This window comes from Oceanobacillus sp. B139/18, from assembly GCF_055524595.1.
Window position 1 is genome coordinate 1387230 of the sequence record NZ_JBVFXI010000001.1, and the last position, 20832, is coordinate 1408061.

18 protein-coding genes are annotated in these 20832 nt (G+C 37.7%); 9 read left to right on the forward strand and 9 right to left on the reverse strand.

Features of this window, described 5'->3' with window-relative positions:
* Nucleotides 1–91: 91 nt before the first annotated feature.
* The 5 genes from ACZSMY_RS06750 to ACZSMY_RS06770 form a co-directional block, all read right to left on the reverse strand.
* On the reverse strand, nt 92–1159 hold the full coding sequence (locus ACZSMY_RS06750) for a LolA family protein (RefSeq protein WP_332093634.1): 1068 nt from the start codon (nt 1157–1159) through the stop codon (nt 92–94).
* Nucleotides 1160–1162: 3 nt separating this feature from the next.
* On the reverse strand, nt 1163–2620 hold the full coding sequence (locus tag ACZSMY_RS06755; RefSeq protein WP_332093633.1) for a HAMP domain-containing sensor histidine kinase: 1458 nt from the start codon (nt 2618–2620) through the stop codon (nt 1163–1165).
* Complete coding sequence (locus ACZSMY_RS06760) at nt 2617–3327, reverse strand: response regulator transcription factor (RefSeq protein ID WP_332093632.1); 711 nt, start codon at nt 3325–3327, stop codon at nt 2617–2619. Before ACZSMY_RS06760 ends, ACZSMY_RS06755 begins: the two co-directional genes overlap by 4 nt.
* A gap of 96 nt (nt 3328–3423) precedes the next feature.
* On the reverse strand, nt 3424–5208 hold the full coding sequence (locus ACZSMY_RS06765) for a sensor histidine kinase (protein ID WP_465147586.1): 1785 nt from the start codon (nt 5206–5208) through the stop codon (nt 3424–3426).
* Nucleotides 5205–5918, reverse strand: coding sequence for a response regulator transcription factor (locus ACZSMY_RS06770; protein WP_042533577.1), 714 nt, complete (start codon nt 5916–5918; stop codon nt 5205–5207). Before ACZSMY_RS06770 ends, ACZSMY_RS06765 begins: the two co-directional genes overlap by 4 nt.
* 153 nt (nt 5919–6071) lie before the next feature.
* On the opposite strand from ACZSMY_RS06770, the gene ACZSMY_RS06775 reads away from it, so the two are divergent.
* The 6 genes from ACZSMY_RS06775 (at nt 6072) to ACZSMY_RS06800 (ending at nt 10901) form a co-directional block, all read left to right on the forward strand.
* Nucleotides 6072–6494, forward strand: coding sequence for a DUF4064 domain-containing protein (locus ACZSMY_RS06775; protein ID WP_052485040.1), 423 nt, complete (start codon nt 6072–6074; stop codon nt 6492–6494).
* 19 nt (nt 6495–6513) lie between these two features.
* Nucleotides 6514–7209, forward strand: coding sequence for an ABC transporter permease (locus ACZSMY_RS06780; protein WP_193064108.1), 696 nt, complete (start codon nt 6514–6516; stop codon nt 7207–7209).
* Nucleotides 7210–8121 carry an ABC transporter ATP-binding protein gene (locus ACZSMY_RS06785; protein WP_332093627.1) on the forward strand — a complete coding sequence of 304 codons (912 nt, stop codon included), beginning with the start codon at nt 7210–7212 and terminating at the stop codon, nt 8119–8121.
* 45 nt (nt 8122–8166) lie between these two features.
* On the forward strand, nt 8167–8661 hold the full coding sequence (locus ACZSMY_RS06790; protein ID WP_042533574.1) for a PH domain-containing protein: 495 nt from the start codon (nt 8167–8169) through the stop codon (nt 8659–8661).
* Nucleotides 8658–10154 (forward strand): PH domain-containing protein, encoded by a 1497-nt coding sequence (locus ACZSMY_RS06795; protein WP_042533573.1) that lies wholly within the window; start codon nt 8658–8660, stop codon nt 10152–10154. Before ACZSMY_RS06790 ends, ACZSMY_RS06795 begins: the two co-directional genes overlap by 4 nt.
* Nucleotides 10155–10631: 477 nt before the next feature.
* Complete coding sequence (locus ACZSMY_RS06800; RefSeq protein ID WP_042533572.1) at nt 10632–10901, forward strand: hypothetical protein; 270 nt, start codon at nt 10632–10634, stop codon at nt 10899–10901.
* Between the two features lie 96 nt (nt 10902–10997).
* Here ACZSMY_RS06800 and ACZSMY_RS06805 read toward each other — a convergent pair whose 3' ends face one another.
* Nucleotides 10998–11630, reverse strand: a complete 633-nt coding sequence (locus ACZSMY_RS06805) for a TetR/AcrR family transcriptional regulator (protein WP_465147587.1) — start codon at nt 11628–11630, stop codon at nt 10998–11000.
* A gap of 383 nt (nt 11631–12013) precedes the next feature.
* Here ACZSMY_RS06805 and ACZSMY_RS06810 point away from each other — a divergent pair, with 383 nt between their 5' ends.
* Complete coding sequence (locus tag ACZSMY_RS06810) at nt 12014–12913, forward strand: alpha/beta fold hydrolase (RefSeq protein ID WP_193064110.1); 900 nt, start codon at nt 12014–12016, stop codon at nt 12911–12913.
* Between the two features lie 83 nt (nt 12914–12996).
* Here ACZSMY_RS06810 and ACZSMY_RS06815 read toward each other — a convergent pair whose 3' ends face one another.
* Nucleotides 12997–13263 carry a hypothetical protein gene (locus ACZSMY_RS06815; RefSeq protein WP_193064111.1) on the reverse strand — a complete coding sequence of 89 codons (267 nt, stop codon included), beginning with the start codon at nt 13261–13263 and terminating at the stop codon, nt 12997–12999.
* 301 nt (nt 13264–13564) lie between these two features.
* On the opposite strand from ACZSMY_RS06815, the gene ACZSMY_RS06820 reads away from it, so the two are divergent.
* Nucleotides 13565–15076, forward strand: coding sequence for an SLC13 family permease (locus ACZSMY_RS06820; RefSeq protein WP_193064112.1), 1512 nt, complete (start codon nt 13565–13567; stop codon nt 15074–15076).
* Nucleotides 15077–15227: 151 nt separating this feature from the next.
* On the opposite strand, the gene ACZSMY_RS06825 is transcribed toward ACZSMY_RS06820, so the two are convergent.
* Nucleotides 15228–15983, reverse strand: coding sequence for an SDR family NAD(P)-dependent oxidoreductase (locus ACZSMY_RS06825; RefSeq protein ID WP_465147588.1), 756 nt, complete (start codon nt 15981–15983; stop codon nt 15228–15230).
* Between the two features lie 341 nt (nt 15984–16324).
* Here ACZSMY_RS06825 and ACZSMY_RS06830 point away from each other — a divergent pair, with 341 nt between their 5' ends.
* A complete protein-coding gene (locus tag ACZSMY_RS06830; protein ID WP_465147589.1) occupies nt 16325–17353 on the forward strand; it encodes a hypothetical protein in 1029 nt (342 codons plus the stop codon).
* 90 nt (nt 17354–17443) lie between these two features.
* Here ACZSMY_RS06830 and ACZSMY_RS06835 read toward each other — a convergent pair whose 3' ends face one another.
* Nucleotides 17444–20515, reverse strand: coding sequence for a hybrid sensor histidine kinase/response regulator (locus tag ACZSMY_RS06835; RefSeq protein ID WP_465147590.1), 3072 nt, complete (start codon nt 20513–20515; stop codon nt 17444–17446).
* Between the last annotated feature and the right edge of the window lie 317 nt (nt 20516–20832).

The window sequence follows — 20832 nt, forward strand, 5'->3', positions numbered from 1 at the left end:
CCATTCAGAGCATTACATAAGTTTTTCTTCATTTTCATTCATGTTCTCTATAATATTTTTGAAGTAGACAACTTATTAGGAAAGCTAATCTCTACTGCTGCTCAGAACTCAACACCATTTCCTCCGTCAGCTCTACAACTTCCTCTTCTATATCTGGATTTTCAATCATAAGCGAATAACGCAAACCATCCTCATCCCAAAAATAGGCATTAATTGATCCCTCATATTCTGCGATATTCCCTCTGATTTCTACATCTGATTCTTCAATCTTCATAGCTTCTGGAGATTCAAATATGGATAAACTAAACATTGACTTATTATCATCTGAAATGTAGGTTAAATTTAATTCCTTCCGCTGTAATTCTCCTCCAATATCATATAATTCTATTTCTTTCAAATTAAAATCTTCTTCAGAAAACATATAAAAATCTTGCCCAAGTTCATCTTTTGCTTCCTCTACAGAAACTAATTCATTAGAAACATTATCCTCCATATTTGTAATCTCTATATCATCTGGAATATCAAGAGTGAATGTATCTTCTGTGAAATCTGGTGAGAAATCAAGCTCTGTATAAATTGATTCTATTTTAGAATCGCCTGTTTCTGAAATCATTTTTACAACAAACCACGTTTCTTTATCCACCCACAGTTCCATATCCCCCATCAAACTGTTTGCTTCTTCTGCCTCCAGACTAACATGAAATGTATCTCTACCTAGCATTTCTTCGTCCCCTACCACTTCATAATCATGAGAATCTTCTGCTACATCCAGTATTTGCTGAAAGCTTTCTTTCGGAGTAAGTGGATAATCCGTAATTGCTGACGTATCCATTTCCTGTGCTGTTTCATTTCCCTTATTATACATTACCATCTTTTCACCGTTATTAAGTACCTCTACTTCTTCTTCTCCTTCTTGCGTAACAATTTTTCTATCTGTCCCTGAAACAAATTCTTCCATCATTGTTTCTCCTATTAATTCTTCTCCTTCATAAAATACTATTTCAGATTTACCATAGTAAGTATCTACCTCTTTCTCGGATTCAATCACATTATGAATAATTTCTTCAGCAGATACCTCTATATCCTGTGAACACCCTCCTAAAATTAACAACAGTATACTAGCTGCTACAAAACTTGCTTTCCATCTAAATTGAAACATACGTTATCTCCTCTCTTTTATCCAGCAGACAAATAGAGTCCCTTTCCCTGCTGTTGACCAAATATTTATTTTTCCATCATGATTTTCCATAATAAATTTTGCAATACTCAAACCCAGGCCAGAGGTTGTTCCTTTTCCTCTAGATATATCGTCTTGATAAAATGGTTCAAATACCTTCTTCATCTGACTTTCTTCCATTCCTTTTCCTTCATTTTGAATCAGAAGGACAGTTCCATCTGTTCTCCATTGGTTTACTTCTTCTTTTAATTCAGGGAAAATCCAATCTGGAAGTGATTTTGTTGATGCTGCTGCTCCCATCCAAATTTCTCCATGCTTAGACGTATGGCGAATACTATTATCCATCAGATTATCTACCAGTCGAATCATTTGTTTTGGGTCTAATTCATAAGTGTTCCGAACACTCCATTCGGTAGTCAATCGAATATTTTTCCTTGCACATGGTTCTTCATATCCTGAAAATAACATGTCAAAAAATTCTTCCCCATTTACCTGTACCGGCTGAAGAATATTCTTAGATGATTGAAGTGCAGTGAAAATGGATAAATCATCAATCATTTGCCTCATATGTTCTAATTTATCATTAAGAATCGTCTGATATTCTGTCCGTTCTTCATTTGATAAATCATGATTTTCTAAAGCTTCCGTATACGTACGGATAACTGTTAGGGGCGTTTTTAAGTCATGAGATAGAGCTGCTACCATATACTCTTTTTCTTCCTGTTCTTTGACAAGTTTCTCTCTTGTCTCTATAATTTGTTTTTTCATTTCCTCAAATTGGTGATTTAATTCTCCAATCTCATCTTTTGAGCGAATCAGTTTTTTCTCCACATTTTTTCCAACTGCAAAAGCTTGCATATGACTTTGCAATTGGTAGAGCGGGCGGTTCAGCTTCCAATTTATCGCAGTAATAACAACAATATAAAGCAGAATAAAAAAGATACCTGAAAGAATAAGCGTTAACAGCATTTGCTGATTTGAGGTTTCTACCCAATCTTTTCTTCCCAACGTAATTTCGTAAATACCTGCCAGCTGTTGATTCTCGTTAAATACAGGCTTTTTATATGAATAGGTTTTTGCCCCTTTAATAATTTCATTTAAATTTTCAAACATCCTGTCTTGATTTTGGTGTGAGATATAGTTTACATTTCCCTCCATTGTTGAAAATAAATTAAGTCCATCATAACGATATAAATCAATACGAAGATTATCATCACCCATCTGTGTTAATCCTTGAAAGCGATTGTTTTCCATATATTCATATAAAGATGCATCATTTAACTCACCATCTAAATCCGAAACAAGCTTTTGAAAATCAAGATGTTCCTTTAAATCCTCTTCCTGATCATAACTCTGCAAACTGACATAAAGCAGATACACCGCCACAACCGGCAGCAGCATCACCACAAGATGACTCACCATCAGCCAATTTTTAATCTTCATGGCATCGGCTCTCCTACAAAACGATAGCCTGCTCCCCAAACCGTTTGAATAAATTTCGCCTGTTTTCCAGTATCCTTTAATTTCGTGCGAAGACTCTTAATATGCACGGTCACCGTATTATTACCGTTCACATTTTTCAGCTGCCAAATATGCTCATAAATGTGTGCTTTCTCAAACGTAATAAACGGATTCCGGGCAAGTAAGAATAAAATTTCCTTTTCCTTCGCCGTCAGAACAAGAAGCTCACCCTCCAAAAATACTGCGTCATTTAAGAAATCAATCGCTAATCCATGTGCATACTGTGACATTTGCGCATCATAGCTTTTACTTGTATAACGCTGATATCTTCTTAAATGGGATTGAACCCGCGCCGTTAATTCCTTAAGACTGAACGGCTTGGTTAAATAATCATCTGCACCTAAATTCAATCCGCGTATTTTACTGTCATCCTCTCCTTTTGCACTGACGATTAATAAGGGTACATCGCTTTCCAAACGGATTTTTTCACACAGATCATAGCCATCCATCTCCGGCATCATCAAATCAACAAGTATGATGGAAAAGTCACCTGCTTTAAAATCCTCCCAGCCTTCTACACCAGTAGATGCCCATGTCGTTTGAAACCCTTCCCTGTCCAGATGATCCTTCATAATCCGGGCAATTTCATAATCATCTTCTACAATTAAAATGTTTGTTCTCTCTTCCATTGGAACCCCTCTCTCTGACTACTTTGAGTATAAATCATGCATGACGCTGTCTTTGAATTCTTTATTTTTAGTTAATAATTTCTATGTAAGAACGCGTTACAGTTTTCCCTTGCTGTAACGCGTTCTTTGATTAATCTCTGTCATAAGCAAAAATACCGTTACGGTGGTGCCACGACCTTTTTCTGATTGTACCGAAATAGCCCCCTGATGCAGCTTGGCGATTTGCAGGGCAATGCTCATGCCAAGCCCTGTCCCTTCACTTCTTTCCTCTGTATTGGTGCCGCGATAATAGCGGGTGAACAAATGCTTTTGCGTTTCCTCATCCATTCCCGTTCCATTATCGGTAATTCTGATTTCCAGTGCTTTTTCTTCTTCAGATTGAGCAACTTCTACCTTTACAGCAGTTGCTTGCGGATTATGTTTCCAGGCATTATACATCAGATTATCAATCATTCTTTCAAACAACCGTTCATTCACTTCTATTTTTCTATCTGGATGAATCGGTTCATATACAACTGGATAATCCTTAAAGGTGACATCCTTTTGAAACTTCTCTAAGATTTGCTCCATATATTCATTGATACTCACCGCGTTAAACGTTAAGCTGCTGGCATCATTTTTCAATCGAAAGCTGAGCGTAAAGTCTTCAATTAAATCTACCATATAATCACTTTTTTCAGTGATGGTATCTCCAATCTCTTGAAGCTCCTGCTTCGACCAATCGTATTCCTTATTTCCCAGCAAGCGCCCATAGCCCTCCATGGTGGTCAGAGGTGTGCGGAGGTCATGGGAGATCCCTGCCACCCATTCCTCTCTGCTTTTTTCCAGCTGTTCTCTTTCTTTTCGGGAAGCATCCAGCTTTTCTGCCATCTCATCAAATGCCTGAAAAACCTCTTTATACAACTTATATCTTCTTTTTATTTTGCCATTTTTTCGATATACTTTTTTCTTCTCCTGTGCTGTTAAAACTTCCTTATAGTTTCCATCCCCCATCCGGTTGAGCCAATTTGAAAAAATAAACAAAGGGCTTCCATAACGAAAACTCGTCCAAAAAGAGATTAAGAATGTTACTAGCAATATAACCCCAGTTAAACCAACGAATACTAGCGTAATATCTCTATACAATGTTAATGGCATATCCTGACTTTGTTCATTTGAAGTATATAAAATCCACGAATTACCTGAACCTCTATCTAGGTAAGTATACTGTTTTTCAGTGAAAAGATCGGGAGAAGTGTCTTTTTCAATTATTTCTAATGGCTGCCCTTCTATTTGCTCCTGATTACCAAACTGTTGAATAATAGCTCCTGTTTCATCATAAATAGAAAGTGTTCCTTCAAGCTGGCTTAATTTCTCTTCCACCTCAGGCTGGTCTGTTTTGGAAATCCTGCCGTTTGCATTCGTATTTTCTGATAATTCATTAATAAGAATTTTTCCTGGTTCTTGGTAACCTAGCACAAATAAATATGCATCGTCACTCGCAAATAAAAGCTCTTCTAATGTATATTTGATAGCATATTCCCCTAGCTGCTCTCTCTCCTTCATTTGTACAATGTCAAAACTGCTGTAATTCTCTTTTATATCTTCCGGTACATTTGCAGATTCAACCACTTTTCCCTCTTCATCAATAATTTGCAGCCACGTTTTCTCAGGTAATGCATCGCTGATTTCGTTCCCAAATTCTTTATATTCGTACGGATCGCCAATCTCAATTGCAAGTTCTTCTAGCTGCGTTTGATAATAATCCTCATCTCTTTCCACATTAGAAAGGGAATACAAACCGATAAAAAAAGCAGCGACTACAACAACAATCATCAACAAAGAAATAAACCCAAACTGAATTGAAAAATGAAAAAACAACCGGCTCCGTAATTTCTTCATGAGACATTTCCTTTCACCAATTTATACCCCAATCCCCGAACAGTGAGTAAAAATTCTGGTTTACTCGGATTGACCTCAATTCTTTCTCTGATTCTTCTAATATGTACCGAAACCGTATTCTCATCTGCAAAATGTTCAAAGCCCCAAACCGCCTCCAATAAATCTGCTTTGGAAAAAATTCTATTTGGATGCTTACATAAATAAAGAAGCAGCAAATAGACCTGTGTCGGGCATGGAACATCCTCTCCATTAACCGTTAACATACCTGCGCTTTCATCTAGCACAAAACGACCGAAGTTATATTTGCTGGATTTCTCTGGTATAGCGGCTTCTGTTTTAGCAGATCTTCTTAAATACGCTTTAATCCTTGCCGCCACCTCTAACGGATTAAATGGTTTGGTGACATAATCATCACCCCCTGTTGCAAATCCTGTTAACACATCTAAATCAGAAACTTTTGCCGTTAAAAAGAGAATATACGCATTTGTCAGCTCTCTGATTTTCGGGCAAAAATCAAAGCCGCTCCCATCCGGAAGCATGACGTCCAAAATAATCACTTCTATTTTATGTTGCTTTAATATCTGAATGGCTTCCTGCCCGGTATAAGCTTTATGTACACGCTGAAATCCTTCTTTCTTCAGCATCATTTCTAACATAGTTACAATTGCTTTCTCATCATCCACAATCAAAATATCTGTTTGATCCTCCATGTATGACACCTCCATTGGTATCGTACCATAGCAAGTTTACGAACAGTTGAACAAATCGAAGCTTTTTTAATTTATTGGTAATGTTCTGTTCAACTAGCAGACAGCTGCGTTTGCTAGAGTGAACGTAAAGAAACATAAGAAGGAGTAGTGGATATGAAGCACCAAGCAGAAACGGTTTTAACAGCTATTGGCATTTTATTATTTGGCGTACTATTCGCAGGAAGCATCCTGTTGTATGGCAATGTCGAAGGAAGCCCCAAGACGCTGGAGTTAGTCCAGTCTTTTATGGAGGATGAAAATATAGTTGAATTCAGCGAACAACAAATCATCACTTATATAGGTTATTTATTTATCTATTTAGCTGTCATTTCCTTCACCTGGATAATCTTAGGGTCCGCAGCTATTTACTTATTGAAAAAAGAAACCAGAGGAAAATCGGCTGGGGTTCTATTAATTGGAATAGCCATACTTGGCACGCTTTCAACAATCGGTTTAGGGATTTTTGGCGGTATGATCTATTTGATTGCCGGAATCATGGTGATAACCCGCAGCGCTTCTGCCAGCAAGCATACCTAGGAAACGAGGAGATGAATTTATGTTTACAGTCGCTTTTAGAGAGTTTAAAAGTTTATTTACGAGCATTCGCTCAGGTTTAATAATTGCCGTCTTATTTGGTGTCACAGTCGGTGCTGCCAGATTAGTCCGCCAATTTGAAGCTCCCCTTCAGGATTTAGGACTTGGACAGGATGCTTACGTGATGGGATTAATGCTCTTATTGATTTTAGCCGTGCCTTTGTTTGTAACCAGCTTATCCCACAACATCGTCAATAAAGAAATGGATACACGAACCATCCGTTTTTTAGCAACAAAGACAAGTCGGAATCATATTATTCTTGGCAAATTTATCGGGAGTTTTTTATTTTGGGCTGTATGCCTTACTGTCGCTTTGTTACTTATCATTCCATTTTCAAAATCGTTTTCTATTTTAAATCTGATTCAAGCGATTATTTTTGTGTCTTACTTTATCGGCCTGACACTATTTCTATCAACCGTTATTCCAAAGCCATCTTTAAGTATGTTTTTAGGAATCATTATTTCGGTTGCTCTGCCGGTGCTTGGTTTATGGAGTACAGGGACAGAGAATCTTTTTGTGAAGGCCATTGGCTATATTACACCTTATTTTTATTACATACAGGAAGAAACGCACAGTTACTATGCTTATTTCGTAGTGCTTTTCCCCGTTTTATTTATTGTATTAAGCTTATTCATCTTTAGAAAGAGGGATTTATAAATGGAAGCTTTGCAAACACATCAGTTAACTAAAACATACGGAAAGAAAATAGTTGTCGATTCCGTTGATTTACACATTCCCGAGGGTACGATTTTTGGCTTTCTCGGGAAAAATGGAGCAGGTAAATCCACGTTTATTAATATGGTAACCGGGCTTATCAAGCCCAGCTCCGGTTCCTTTGAAGTTTTAGGTCAGCCTGAAAAAAGGCTGGAATCGATTCAAAAAGAAATTGGTGTACTGCCGGATTACTCTACCTTTTATGATGATTTAACAGCATACCATCATTTAAACTACTTTCAAAAATTAGTCAAACAATCGCTTTCCAAGCAGGATATTATCCATGTTCTCACCCAAGTCGGTTTAGAGGACGCTGTCCATGTCAAAGTGAAAAAGTATTCGTTTGGAATGAAAAAGAAACTGGGCATCGCTCAAAGCATTATTCATCATCCTAAGCTGCTCTTTTTAGACGAACCAACATCCGGCGTGGATGCCAACGCCGTTTTGAACATTCATGCATTAATCAAGGAAATTGCTGCACAAGGAACTACGATTCTATTAACCTCTCACAATTTAAATGAAGTAGAGAAATTATGTGATGAGATTGCGATTATGAACAAGGGAAGCATTCAAACACAGGGAACGATGAAACAGCTGCGGGAACAGTATCAGCAGGACATCGTGATTCATATTCATCATCGCTCCCTCTCTGAAAAGGAGCAAGTACACTTACAGACTTCCTTCACAGAGCTTGTCGAAAAAATTCAAATCGAAGAAACATCTTCCGAAATCATTGTGGCTTCAAAAGAGTATATTCCGCATGTAAATAAACAATTTGTAAGACAGGACATCGATGTATTTCGGTTAGAAGTAGAAGAACCGTCCCTTGAGGAAATTTTTCTTAATCTAGAGTAAATGAAGTCTGTATAACAAAGCAGGAAAAATGAAAGGTGATTTAATTTGATAAAAGACATTCCAGCACCACAACGCAAACTATCCAAATATAGTATCAAGGTTTGGCTTATGAATGAAGTCCTTTCGAATGTAATTGGTTTAGGTATACTTGGTCTATTCCTCTATCTTAGCTATTATTTTTCATGGAGAGAATGGATAGTTTGGATCATCATGGGGCTGATTTTGTTCACGATTATTGATATGAGCTTCACCCCTTTCAAGCTCCAAAGACGGTATCAGCATTGGCGTTTTGGGGTCAGTGAGGAATTTTTACAATTAAGGTCAGGAGCGCTTTTTCAAAAACATCAGATGATACCCATGACGAAGATCCAATCCGTATCCATTCATCAAGGACCATTCATGAGAAAATATCAGCTTTATCAGCTGAAGGTCAACACGATAACAACAAAGCATACCATTCCCGCCTTAGATGAAACAGAGGCCATGGAACTGCGACAGCAAATCGCAACCTATGCGAATGTAAAGGAGCGGGACGCATGAATCAAGAAAAACGGTATCATCCCCTGCTTATGATCTACGATATTTGGCGCTTGATTAAAAACATGTTCTTCTTATTCTTGTTTTTATTTATTATTCGAGCAAATTCTGATTTTTGGCTGTTTACCTATGGACGTTTGGCAATCGTTTTGATATTTATGCTTATTCTTTTGGCCATTCCCATTCGATGGTTTACCAGCAAATATAAAGTTGGAAATGAAAATCTGCAGCTAAACCGGCGTCTCGTGATAACAAGCAGCCGAACGATACCCTATGCAACAATTCAGCATACCAGGCGGAAAGCTTCCCTATTCCATCGCATGGTCAATATGACCTCACTTACGTTGGAAACGAGCACAGCTGGAGATAATAGCACGGTAACCTTTCATGTTCTAACACAGAAAGAAGCACAGGAAATGGAAAAACACATTCGTGCAACAAGAAGCTTGAACCGTTCAGAAAATACCTATGAGAAAGAATTCCCGGGCCCGGTATCTGAAAACATTCAAACAGATACGTATAATGCAGATCCTATCGTTCATTTCTCGCCGACAGCCTATGATATTTTCAAAGCTTCCTTAGCATCCTTTAGTTTTATAGCTGTGTTTCCCATTGTATGGTCGCTTCTATCAAACTTCATACAATTCTTTTCTTTCGGCGCACAAGCGGAAGATGTGTTCACCGATATTCTGGACGCTTGGCCCTGGTGGATTATTCTCGTTTCCATCATCTTGATCATACTGATTGCGATAGCTGCCGGCACCGTGTTAACCATATTTCGATTTGGCAAATATGAAATTGCTTCTGATATCGAAAAGATTTACGTTACACAGGGATTTTCAGAGAGAACTACCTTTCGTATTTCCAAAGCAAATGTGCAAGCTGTCAGCGTACATCAATCATGGATCAAACGAGCTCTTGGAATTGCGGAAATAAAATTGATTTGTGCAGGAAATACAGGCAGTGAAGATGCAGAAGTGAACAGACTGTATCCCTTTCTTCCTGTACAGCGTGCATACACAATGATTGAAGAAATATTACCGTCTTATCAGGTAACTTCAGAAATGAATCGTTTGCCTAAACAAGCTTGGCTGCTTCAGATGCTAAAGCCCAGCTGGGTTTGGATGATTGCAACAGGCTTGCTTTATTATGTTAAACCTGACTTTTTAGGCTTGGAAATACCCTGGTGGATATTTTCTGTCTTTATTTTCATTCTGGTAATCATGTCAAGACTGCTTTATTTCTATCAGACGCGCTATACAGTGAACGACTCCATTGTACAGATTAAGACTGGCGGTTTTAATACAAAATTTTTCTTATCTAAGAGAACTAAAATAGCGGAATTGCAGCTGACACGTCATATCGTACAGCAAAAGCTGGGATTAGCTTCTATCGTAGTAAGCAATCGCGCAAGACCTGTTATGTATACAAGGATCAACAACCTTCCCATTGGATGGTGCCAAGATTTTAGCAGATGGTATACGTTAAAGAGATAGTGCATCCGCATTTATTTAGAGTTGAAAGCTTCTGCTTACATCTCAAAACAGGCGTGATTCCTCCATCATAGAATGACAGAGGAATCACGCCTGTTCCTTTCATGAAGCACTATTTTTGCTTTTTAAAAGAAGTAAAAAAAGAACCTTGCTTCCTATTGCTAATAATAAGGAAACATAAGAAAAAACCTGTTCAGCTTTCGTTTTATTTCTGACAAAACAAATGATACTTATCATCAAAAAATAGAATGGGAAAAATCACGGATATATTTCTGGAAAAGCGGCAAGTTTCATGATGGCCATGATACCTGTTAAAAAATAGATATTCGTATTCCTTTTTCCTTCCATGCGGGCATTTTGTTTATCCTAACAGATCCTTCATATCCTACACAAATGATGTAAATAATAATTTTTAGGGTATAACATAGTAAGGTAACCGTAAATAACGATGAATGATGTATTGAAGGAGGGTGATATATCATGAAAATATTCCAAAGTATCTTATCTGGTTTCTGCTTTGTAATGATTTATGTCCTTATTATACTTTGCGCACCACTCATTCTAACATTGCTTCATCTGTTAGGTCTGCCTCAGCATGCTTCTATCTTTGGCTCCGGTTTATTTGAAATGGAGACGAGTCAAGGCGGATTTTACTCTCAAATATCTTTATTAGGATGTTTTCTCTCCTTTTTCACGGGGGCAATCTTTTACTATATTTTATATCCGATAAAGGAAAAGCGCAGAAAATAATAGCCGAATTGTCTATTTTAATAAACGCAAAAAGTTTCCCCTGACCTTTCCGTTAATGGGAAGGTCTGAGGAATCTTTTGATAAAGAAACGCATACCTATTGCCCGCTGTTTTTCTGTATAATCCCGCTTTCCAATATTTGAATAATTCTTTCTGTCTCTATCTCTTCTTCATCCCAATTTATTTCCGGAAGAAACACATAACGCGCCACAATATACGATAAGATCGATGTAGCAACCGTGCGTATAATTGTGTCTGTCTTCATGTCAGCCAGCTGTCCTTTGTCTTGATAATACGTGACGATTTCCCTCAGTTTATCAAAAATATCATTCCCTACATATTCAATAAACTTTTCTTTTAAATCGGGATGAAATGGAATTTCTTGCACTAAAATCTTTAACATCGGCAAATTCTTTTGGATGAATTCTTTTCGATTCTCAATCATCGCCCGAATAAAATCTTGAATATATTCAAATTCCTGATCAAGCACCTTATTCAGATCTTTTTTTAGCATGGGAGCAAGCCATTTCACCATCATTGGCGAAACAACCGCCATCAGCAGTCCTTTTTTCGATTTAAAATGCTTAAAAATCGTTCCTTCTGCCACCTCTGCTTTCGTGGCAATTTCACTCGTTGATGTGCCTGCATACCCTTTTTCTGCAAATAAATCCGTTGCAGCTTCTAATATTGCGATTTGTTTTTTCGTTAATTTTGGTTCATTGTTTTCCATTTTAACTCGCCTCTTATCACGTTAGACATATCTATCTATACTATATCGGATAAGTTACTGGTTTGTCATGAATAATGGGATGATTTGATAACTTTATCCTTCAAATCAATAATTGCTTGTTTTTATATCCTGCTCTTCACATTATTCTTTGGGAAATCTTCTATATCCTTATACATCTCTATAAGCACATTTCTTTAACAAATCATTTTAATTGTAAAGCTTCCTTCTTATAATCAAAAAAATTCATTTTGAAATAAAATGAAACTTCGCCAATATGATAAACTTGCTTTAAGTATCAAGATAAAACGAAATGTCAATTAGTGAAGTTTTCAGAATCATTATCAATGATAATAAATTTTTTTATTATGAAGGGACGTGATTTTTTGAAGTTTATTGACATGAACGGTAAGAAGATAGAAATTCTATCTAAAAGGAATGGTAAACCAGCAATACTTATTTTGACTGGAATGGGGTCTCCTTTTTATGAATGGGAAGAAATTATCTCTGCTCTCGAGGAAAACAGTCAAATTATCATGTTTCATCGTCCAGGGCTAGGTGAAAGTGAGTTCACTAATACAAAAAAGTCTACTGAAAATGTTACAAAAGAAATTATACAGATACTAGAGAAATTAAATATAACCGAGCCTGTCGTTCTTATAGGACATTCCTATGGCGGTTTATGTGCACAGCATTTATCAAAAATATATCCAAATAAAATAAGAGGATTATTACTATTAGATTCTACCTCTGTAGATTTGTATAAACTAGACCAACTAGATTTACCCTATCTAAACGAAAACGATTCAGACGCGGCATGGATTGAAAAATGTATAGAATACGCTTCATTATCTCCCTTAGAACTTTCGAAACAGTTAGCGCCTATTTTGACAGAAAATCAAAAAAAGCTTCCGCAAAATATTCAGGAAAAATTAATTGCATTTTATATAAACCCTTTATTATATAAAACCATGGTTCAAGAAATTACAAGTTGGGAAAAAGATGCTGAAACAATTAAATCCTTACCTTTCACCGGTTCATTTCCAGTAACGATTATTGGTCGGGATAAGAAAAAATGTATATCAAATCATGTGAAGAGCGGCATCCCAAAAGATGAGGCAGAATTATTGGAAGAAACCTGGCATCAATTAATTATCGAGCAACAAGCTATTTATAAAAATGCTAAACTGCTTTTTGCTTTAGATGCTGGCCACGATATTTATTTCGATCAGCCTCAGTTAGTAATTAAAGAAATAAAAGAGTTAATCCATAAAAGACTATCTTGAAAAAGAGGCGTAAGATATCCTCATATTTAGAGTATAATTTTTGATTCTTTGATATAAAACAGAAGCTGACTTTAAAAAGTCAGCTAGATCCCTTTTAAAATATGATAAACAGAGAAACATAGAAATCCCAGCCCTATAACAAGCAATGCTCCGCCTATAACAATATTAGTTGCAATATACCCTTGTTGAATCATATTGAATTGTACCGAATCCATCGTGCCTCCAGTAGTGGCCAAATAATTATTTGCTCCTTCTACCCCACCGCTAACGCTGGTTTTCAGCTTGAAATAGCCCGCTATCGTCAGGATAGTGGATAGAATAAGAATCCCGTATCTTTTTATAATCTCCATGATTATCCGCCTTTCCATATGTAAGCTATTCATGTCATTTTATCAAATTCTATTACAAACATAGCATTATTATACTGTATTTCATAATAAACCTGTCTTTTATCAAGTTTTATCAAGAAATCTGCTGGGAATAGTATTACAAGAAAAACCAGTAACCCATTTGCTATTGTATTGTTGAAATATTTGAAGTGAGTTTACATATTTAGCAAGCCTTCTATCCAGTTATAAGGATAAATATTACTAATTGAAGGTTCACAAAAAAGAGACAATCAAGCTTTACTAAAGCATAGGGGGCCACACAATGGAATCCAAAGAAAATAGTGAAAATCAAGAAAATAAACCCCATTATACAATACGCAACTGGGTCGGACTCATCCTGGGACCAGTATTATTTGCACTCGTTTATTTCCTTATTCCTGAAAACGTTTTACCGCATGAACAGAAGGTAGTACTGGGAGTAACATTGCTAGTCGCGACTTTCTGGGTGACAGAACCTGTCCCAATGGCTGCAACTTCCGTATTGCCGCTTGTCCTGTTTCCTGCTTTTCATGGTGTGGATATCGATACCGTAGCACCTGCTTACGGCAGCTCCGTCATCTTTATGTATGGAGGCGGTTTTGTCATTGCCCTGGCCATACAAAAGTGGAATCTGCATCGGCGTATTGCGCTCAATATTATTAAAATGATTGGAACAAAAAGCAATCGGATGATCCTGGGAATTCTGATTGCCACAGCAGGAATCTCCATGTTCGTTTCCAATGCTGCCACAGCTTTGATGATGCTGCCGGTGGCTATCGCACTCATTGATGAAGTAAAGGATAAAGAAATACTTAAGGGGCAAAACTTTGATTTTTTTTCAAAAGGCATCTTACTCGCTGTAGCCTATGCAGCTACAATTGGCGGTCTTGCCACACTGGTATCTGCCGTTCCAAACGCGCTCTTGGCAGGTATTGCATCTTCACAGCTTGACCGGACAGTTACCTTTGCAGAGTGGCTGTTCTTCACAGGACCAATTGCAATTATCCTGTTAGTTATCTTATATTTTTATCTTACAAAGGTTAAATTTAAAGTGAAATCCTCAGAAGAAGCCGATGGTGCATTAAGCTTCGTAAAAGATGAACTTCATAAGCTTGGCAAGCTCAGGTCGGACGAAATAAAGGTTGGAATTGTCTTCCTGATTACTGTCATGTTATGGATTATTTCTCCATTTGTTTCCAGCATTGGATTCATGCCTGAAAGTATTAGTGCGTTTTTTGACAATTTGGATGATGCGACCATTTCTATCTTTGGGGCAGCACTCTTATTCTTCCTGCCAAGCTCAAATAAAGCTGAACGTATCCTCGAATGGAAAGACACGACGGAATTGCCTTGGGGGATTCTTATTCTTTTTGGGGGCGGTATGTCAATCGCAACAGCATTTAGTGAATCAGGATTGAATGATTCTATCGGGGAAGTCCTGCAGATGCTTCAAGGCATGCAATATATCTTTGTAATACTGTTACTTGTTGTGTTTGTACTCAGCATTACCGAAATTCTTTCAAATACCGCTGTCTCTAACTTAATCCTGCCGCTGACTGTCGGCCTCGGGATTGCTATTGGAATTGATCCGCTTCCGTTTATGGCAGCCGCAGCATTATCTGCAGGATCTTGTTATATGCTTCCTGTTGCTACTCCGCCGAACACAGCAGTGTTCAGCGCTGGATATTTAGAAGTTTCCGACATGGCAAAAGCCGGTGTATGGCTGAACCTCATATCCGTTGTGGTCATCACTGCTGCCGTATACTTCTGGATGCCAATTGTTTTCAGTTTATAAGATAAGTGAAAATACAATGCTCTGTACGCTAATCAGCTAATGATAATAAACCAAAATAAAAGGGTTCCGATTATCTAATTAGGATAATTGGAACCCTTTTAAGTTATTTTTAGTGAGCTATGATTCAAGGTTTTCCTCTTAAGTCATGCTGCTAAAGCGAGCTGGTAGACCCGCCATCAATCGGAAACTCGGCGCCTGTCGTATACGAAGAATCATCTGATGCTAAGAACAACACTGTTTTTGCCACTTCAGCCCGTTTTCCTAAACGTCCAAGCGGATAAGTATTCCCAACTTCATCTGCGGTCTTCCCTTGCTGCTCTGCTCCATAATCCGCCATTTGTGTGTCAATATAACCTGGATGAATCGAATTCACACGAATCTGATCCTTGGCAACTTCCATCGCAACGTCCTTACTCATAATACGGACTGCACCTTTACTTGCACCGTATAATGCATGTCCAGGCGCTCCGCCCAGTCCTGCAACAGAGGAAGCATTAATGATTGAACCACTTTTTTGCTTCTGCATCACAGGCAATACATGCTTCATCCCTAAGAATGTGCCTGTCACATTGATATTCATTAATTTATTCCATGTCTCTAATTCGATTTCCGTGATTGGCTTAATAATATATATCCCTGCGTTGTTGAACAAAACATCAATGGTTCCAAATTGGTCAACGCCCTTTTTAACAACCTCTTGCCAATCCGCTTCTTTACTGACATCATGCTTTATCGAAATAGCTTCTGCTCCAAGCTTGTTGACTTCCTTTTCTGTTTCTTTGACACCATCGATATTCACATCTGTCAAAATAAGCTTTGCGCCTTCTTTTGCAAATAAATGAGCTGTTTCTTTTCCAATCCCTGTCCCAGCTCCAGTAATCAACATAACTTTGTCCTGCACTCTCATCTTAACCCCTCCTTGAACTCAATAAACAAATCATAAAATTTGCTTCCTTTGTATTTTTTCCCCTCCTTTGTATATTTAAACAGACAAAAATTTTTCAAATATATTTCAAAAATTCATTGTTGTACATCTCTTTTTTATTTGTAACAAAATCTGGATATGGTACCATATTATCAAACATAGGCTGTAATAAAATAAACTGATTAGAAGGAGAACCAAAGGAGGGAATCCACATCGAAAACAACCTACATAAACCAATCAAAGATACAAATCAGCCTCCTTCCGAAACAAATGATGCGCTCCGTCGCATAACAACGATTGCTTTTATTATTTGTCTTATTTTCATGGGAAGCGGAATCTATTTTTTATTCTTACAACCTATTAACTGGATACTTGTAAGCATTTTTGCTGTTATCAGCTTTATATCCGGCCTGATTTTTGCTTTTTTTATGCAGCAGAAAAAATACTTAGAAAGATATGAAATTTTCTATGAATTAAATGAAAAAGGGTATTTCCAAACTGCTATTGATCATAAGGCCGGACAAAGGGAAGAAACATCCATCTTATTTGATTCTGTCTGGGAAGTCATTATAGGAAATAGTATCAAAGAATCTTCCTCTAATAAAAAATTGTATTATGCAGGAAAACTTATGGTTTTTAAATACAAAGACGATCAATATTATATGAGAGAATTTTTTAATGAAGAAGAATTTTACGATTGGACAGCCCGTTTTCAGGATAAAGGATTGCCATTGTTTCAAACAGATGATGATCTCCGTCCTGCCCTTTTAGAACGTCAAAAATATCATACGGACTTTAATCAGCTCAAAGGAGAGCCATGGAACGGGGAGGAATTCCCACAAAAAATAGGAAGAAAAATATATAAGAATCCATTTCATCCATGGGAGCCCGATGAGAAAAAACCTGAAATTTCATTGAGAAAAAAGACAAGAAAATGGGAAATTCGAATAGGAATACTTCTGTTAGCTTATGCATTTATTCTTGGTTTAACTGTACTTCCCTGGCAGCCTGTCGCTGATGATAATACCTTTTGGGAAATAGGAATATTATTTGTTATTGGCGTATATGGTATCAACATCCTGCTGCCGATTATTACTGTTTTTTGGAGGGCTTATACGAAATGGTTTCTTCCGTTCATTTATTTCGTTATCCTTTTTGCAGGTCATAGTATTCCTGTATGGATTATCTCGATATTCACCGACATTCCGCCGTTAGGTATCTTTATTTTTGCGACGGAGATTATTATTCTTCTGTTTGGATGGATTCCCGGGTATATCCTGCTTAAAGTAGGAAAAGGGATTTTTATGTTCATTAGAAAGCTTACTATAAAAGAAAATAACCAAATGTTATAAGAGAATAACACAAACACTGTCACAGCTCCAAAATAAGATAAGTCACCTCTATCGTACTGTGCAAATAGAGGTGACTTATCTTATTTTGTATTATCTATTTTTAGGAATCCTCAGCGTCACCTCTGTCCCCTCTCCTGCTGTACTTTTAATATTCATTCCGTGTCCAAAAAGCTTTTTCCATCTCTGATTCGTATTCAGTAAACCCACACCCTCTTTTTCATCCTCTTTATTTAATAATCCGGCCAGTACCTCTGCTTCCATCCCTGCTCCATCATCGATAATTTTAATGTAGTAACCATCTACTAATTGTTTCCCTTGCAGCCAAAGTGTACCTGGTTTATTTTGGGAGATAATCCCATGATTGATCGCATTTTCGACAATTGTCTGGATAGATAGCGGCGGTACAAAGATATCCTGAACGTCATCAAAATCCTTATGCACGGTCAGCTTCTCCATAAATCGCTGCTGCATGATATAAATATAGGAATCTACTAACTCCAGCTCTTCCTCCAGCGATACTAACGGCTTCGTATTATTGCTGTGGAAGCTTCTGGAAAGGTATCTGCCAAATTCATTCAGCAGATTCATCATCCGGTCGATATCTATATTGCTTAAGGCAGCAATGGCATTCAAAGTATTAAACATAAAATGCGGTTTGATTTGAGCTTGTAACCAAGCCGCTTCCATCCGCAATTGTTCATCGACAGAATGACTTAAGTCTGTTAATGCCCTGACCCGGGCTTGTAATTCTAATGCTTCAACTGGCTTGGCGATATAATCATTTGCCCCGGATATAAAACCAGTATAAATATCCTCCGTTTGGTTACGAGCTGTTAATAATAGAACAGGTAATTCGGAAAGACTAAAGCGTTCTCTAACACGTTTCGTTAATTCGTAGCCGGAGAATGGCGACATCATCACATCCGAGATGACCAAATCATAAGATTGTCTCTCCAGCCACTCTATAACAGTCTCCGGATCCGTTGTACAATGCAGCTGATAATCCGGTTCTAAAAGATTCTGCATTACTTTTAAATTAACAGGATCATCATCCACAACCAGCAGAAAAGGCTTGCCTGTTGCGGCATTTTTATCATGCCATACCATGGTATGAATGGCATAGTCATCATAAATGCTGCCTTGTTTCCCACTCTCTGACTGTACCAAATTTATACCTGCCATTGAGCCTAAAGGCATACTAAAAGAAAAGGACGTTCCCTTCCCCAGCACAGAATCTACACTAATTTCACCGCCATGCAGCTCAACTAATTGTCTGCAGATATTTAACCCTAACCCGATTCCCCCGCTATCCACATCAGACTTGCTGAGCTTCTCATAAGGAAGAAAGATTCGTTCCAAAGCATCCGGAGCGATCCCTGTTCCCGTATCCTGAATCGTAATAAGGGCCATATCTTCCTGTTTTACAGCAGAAATAATAACCTTGCCGCGTTCTGTATATTTCACTGCATTATGGATCAGGTTGAACAAAATTCGAATCAGCCGATTTTCATCTGCATATAGAGGCGGAAAATCCAATCCAATTTCGTTATGTACGGTAATGGACTTTTTTGGGGATGTAAATTGCACCATCTCGATAACACCTTCTGTAATAGAATGCAATGAAAGGTTCTCTTTTTGTAACGGAATCTTCCGCTCTTTTAGTCTTGTAATATCCAAAATATCGTTTAGTGTGAATGTTAATCGATGGCCAATTTGAGCTAAAAGCTGTAAATTATTGACTGCTTCTGGGGTTAAGCTGTCTCTATGTTTATTAATAATTGATTGAGCAATATTCACCATTCCATGTAAAGGATTGCGAATCTCATGAGACGTATTCGCTAAGAATTGGTCCTTTTTCTTATCCTCTTCAATTAATCTCACTGCCTGCTCTTCACTCAGCTGTGTCAGTTGAATATGGCGTTTTATTAATAGAATAGCGATGATAACAATGGGTACAAAAAAATCAAAGGGATAAAAAGGAAAGTCTATTTGACCTGTTTGTATTGCCGCTCCCCACGCTACATTAGAGGTATAGCTGCATATCAAGAGTAAAATCAGAATCCCGTTCTTATCACCACGGACAATCTGCCTGAGCGTAATGATAAATAGATAAGCAATAGCAACAGCATCATATACAAACAACAGCATCGATAAAACGGTAAAATGCTCCAGTGAAAAGAAGGTCAAGGTCAATACCGCCATCACGATAGCAATAACGGCCAACACCTTGATAAACTTCTGATGCATTTGATACAAATGCTGAATAAATTTAATCAAGACAAATAACACCAAAATATAGATGGCAACCAGCAGCCGGAAGGAGACATCTGCACTAAATGGCAATTGAACAAATACTTCATCGTCTAATAAATTCCCCACAGCAATCAAGAATGACATGAATCCAAAATAAATTAATTCGGTTTGCCGCTTCCCTTTATTCATAAGGAAAATGGCAAAAGCATACAGGGCATGCAAGAATAGAATGATAATAACGGTTAACTGAAGGAAGCGGGACAGATTGGTTTCCTGATTGACAGCTTCTGCCGTTCCATAGGAAACCGTCTGATCTACTCCACCTGCAAACGGAAGCTCATGATTCGAAATTTGCAAGATAATTTCCAGTTCACGCTTATCCGGATCCGCATAAAACAGACTGGTAATCGGCCCGCGGATATGTGACTGTTCCGTTTTCTCGGCAGTTGGGTAATTCACCGATTCTACAAGCTGACCATTTACCCTGATATTAACTGCCGTATGTATGTTATTCAGACGGAGTCCCAGAAAAGGAGGACTCGCATCCGGTAGCAACACCTTCAAATAATAACTGCCATATCCCAAGCTGTTTTCCTGATTTGCATTAACCATCCTCAGCTCATTTTGCCAATCACCAGGAACCTGAATCAACGTTTGGTCCGCCGCGGAAGAATTAGCTGGTGTATCTATGAATTGATTGGGGTAAAAAACCCACTCCCCATTTAAAGAAATCGTCTCTTTGTCAGAAAAATCCCAATCTGTTAAATCAAGCACGCCCTCTGTGATGACAGGCTGCTCTCCTTTGTTATGGTAATTAATCCACATGAATCGAAAACTGATCAGGCACGTAAAAAATAATAATAAAATGGCAAAAACCTTGAAGTATGTATAGGTATTCTTATTTTTCATCGCAGCGACCGCCCTGCCGTTATTTGTTAAAGAACAGCCTTTTTTATAAGAATCAGCACCCATTGAGGGGTGCTGAACGACAGCAAGATTGCTCCATTCCAGAACATCTCACTTCACGACTTGGCCAATTCTTTTATATTTTTTAGAATAAAATCTATCATAAAAAGCATGGTATATTAACATGATTCTCTCTTTTTCTAGTATTATAGCAAATAATACTACATTAAACCCTGCAGAATGAATATAAAGCCATGAAAAATACCTATTCCCTATTTTATAAAAGACAGTTGTCACTCATATTAATACATACCATAAAA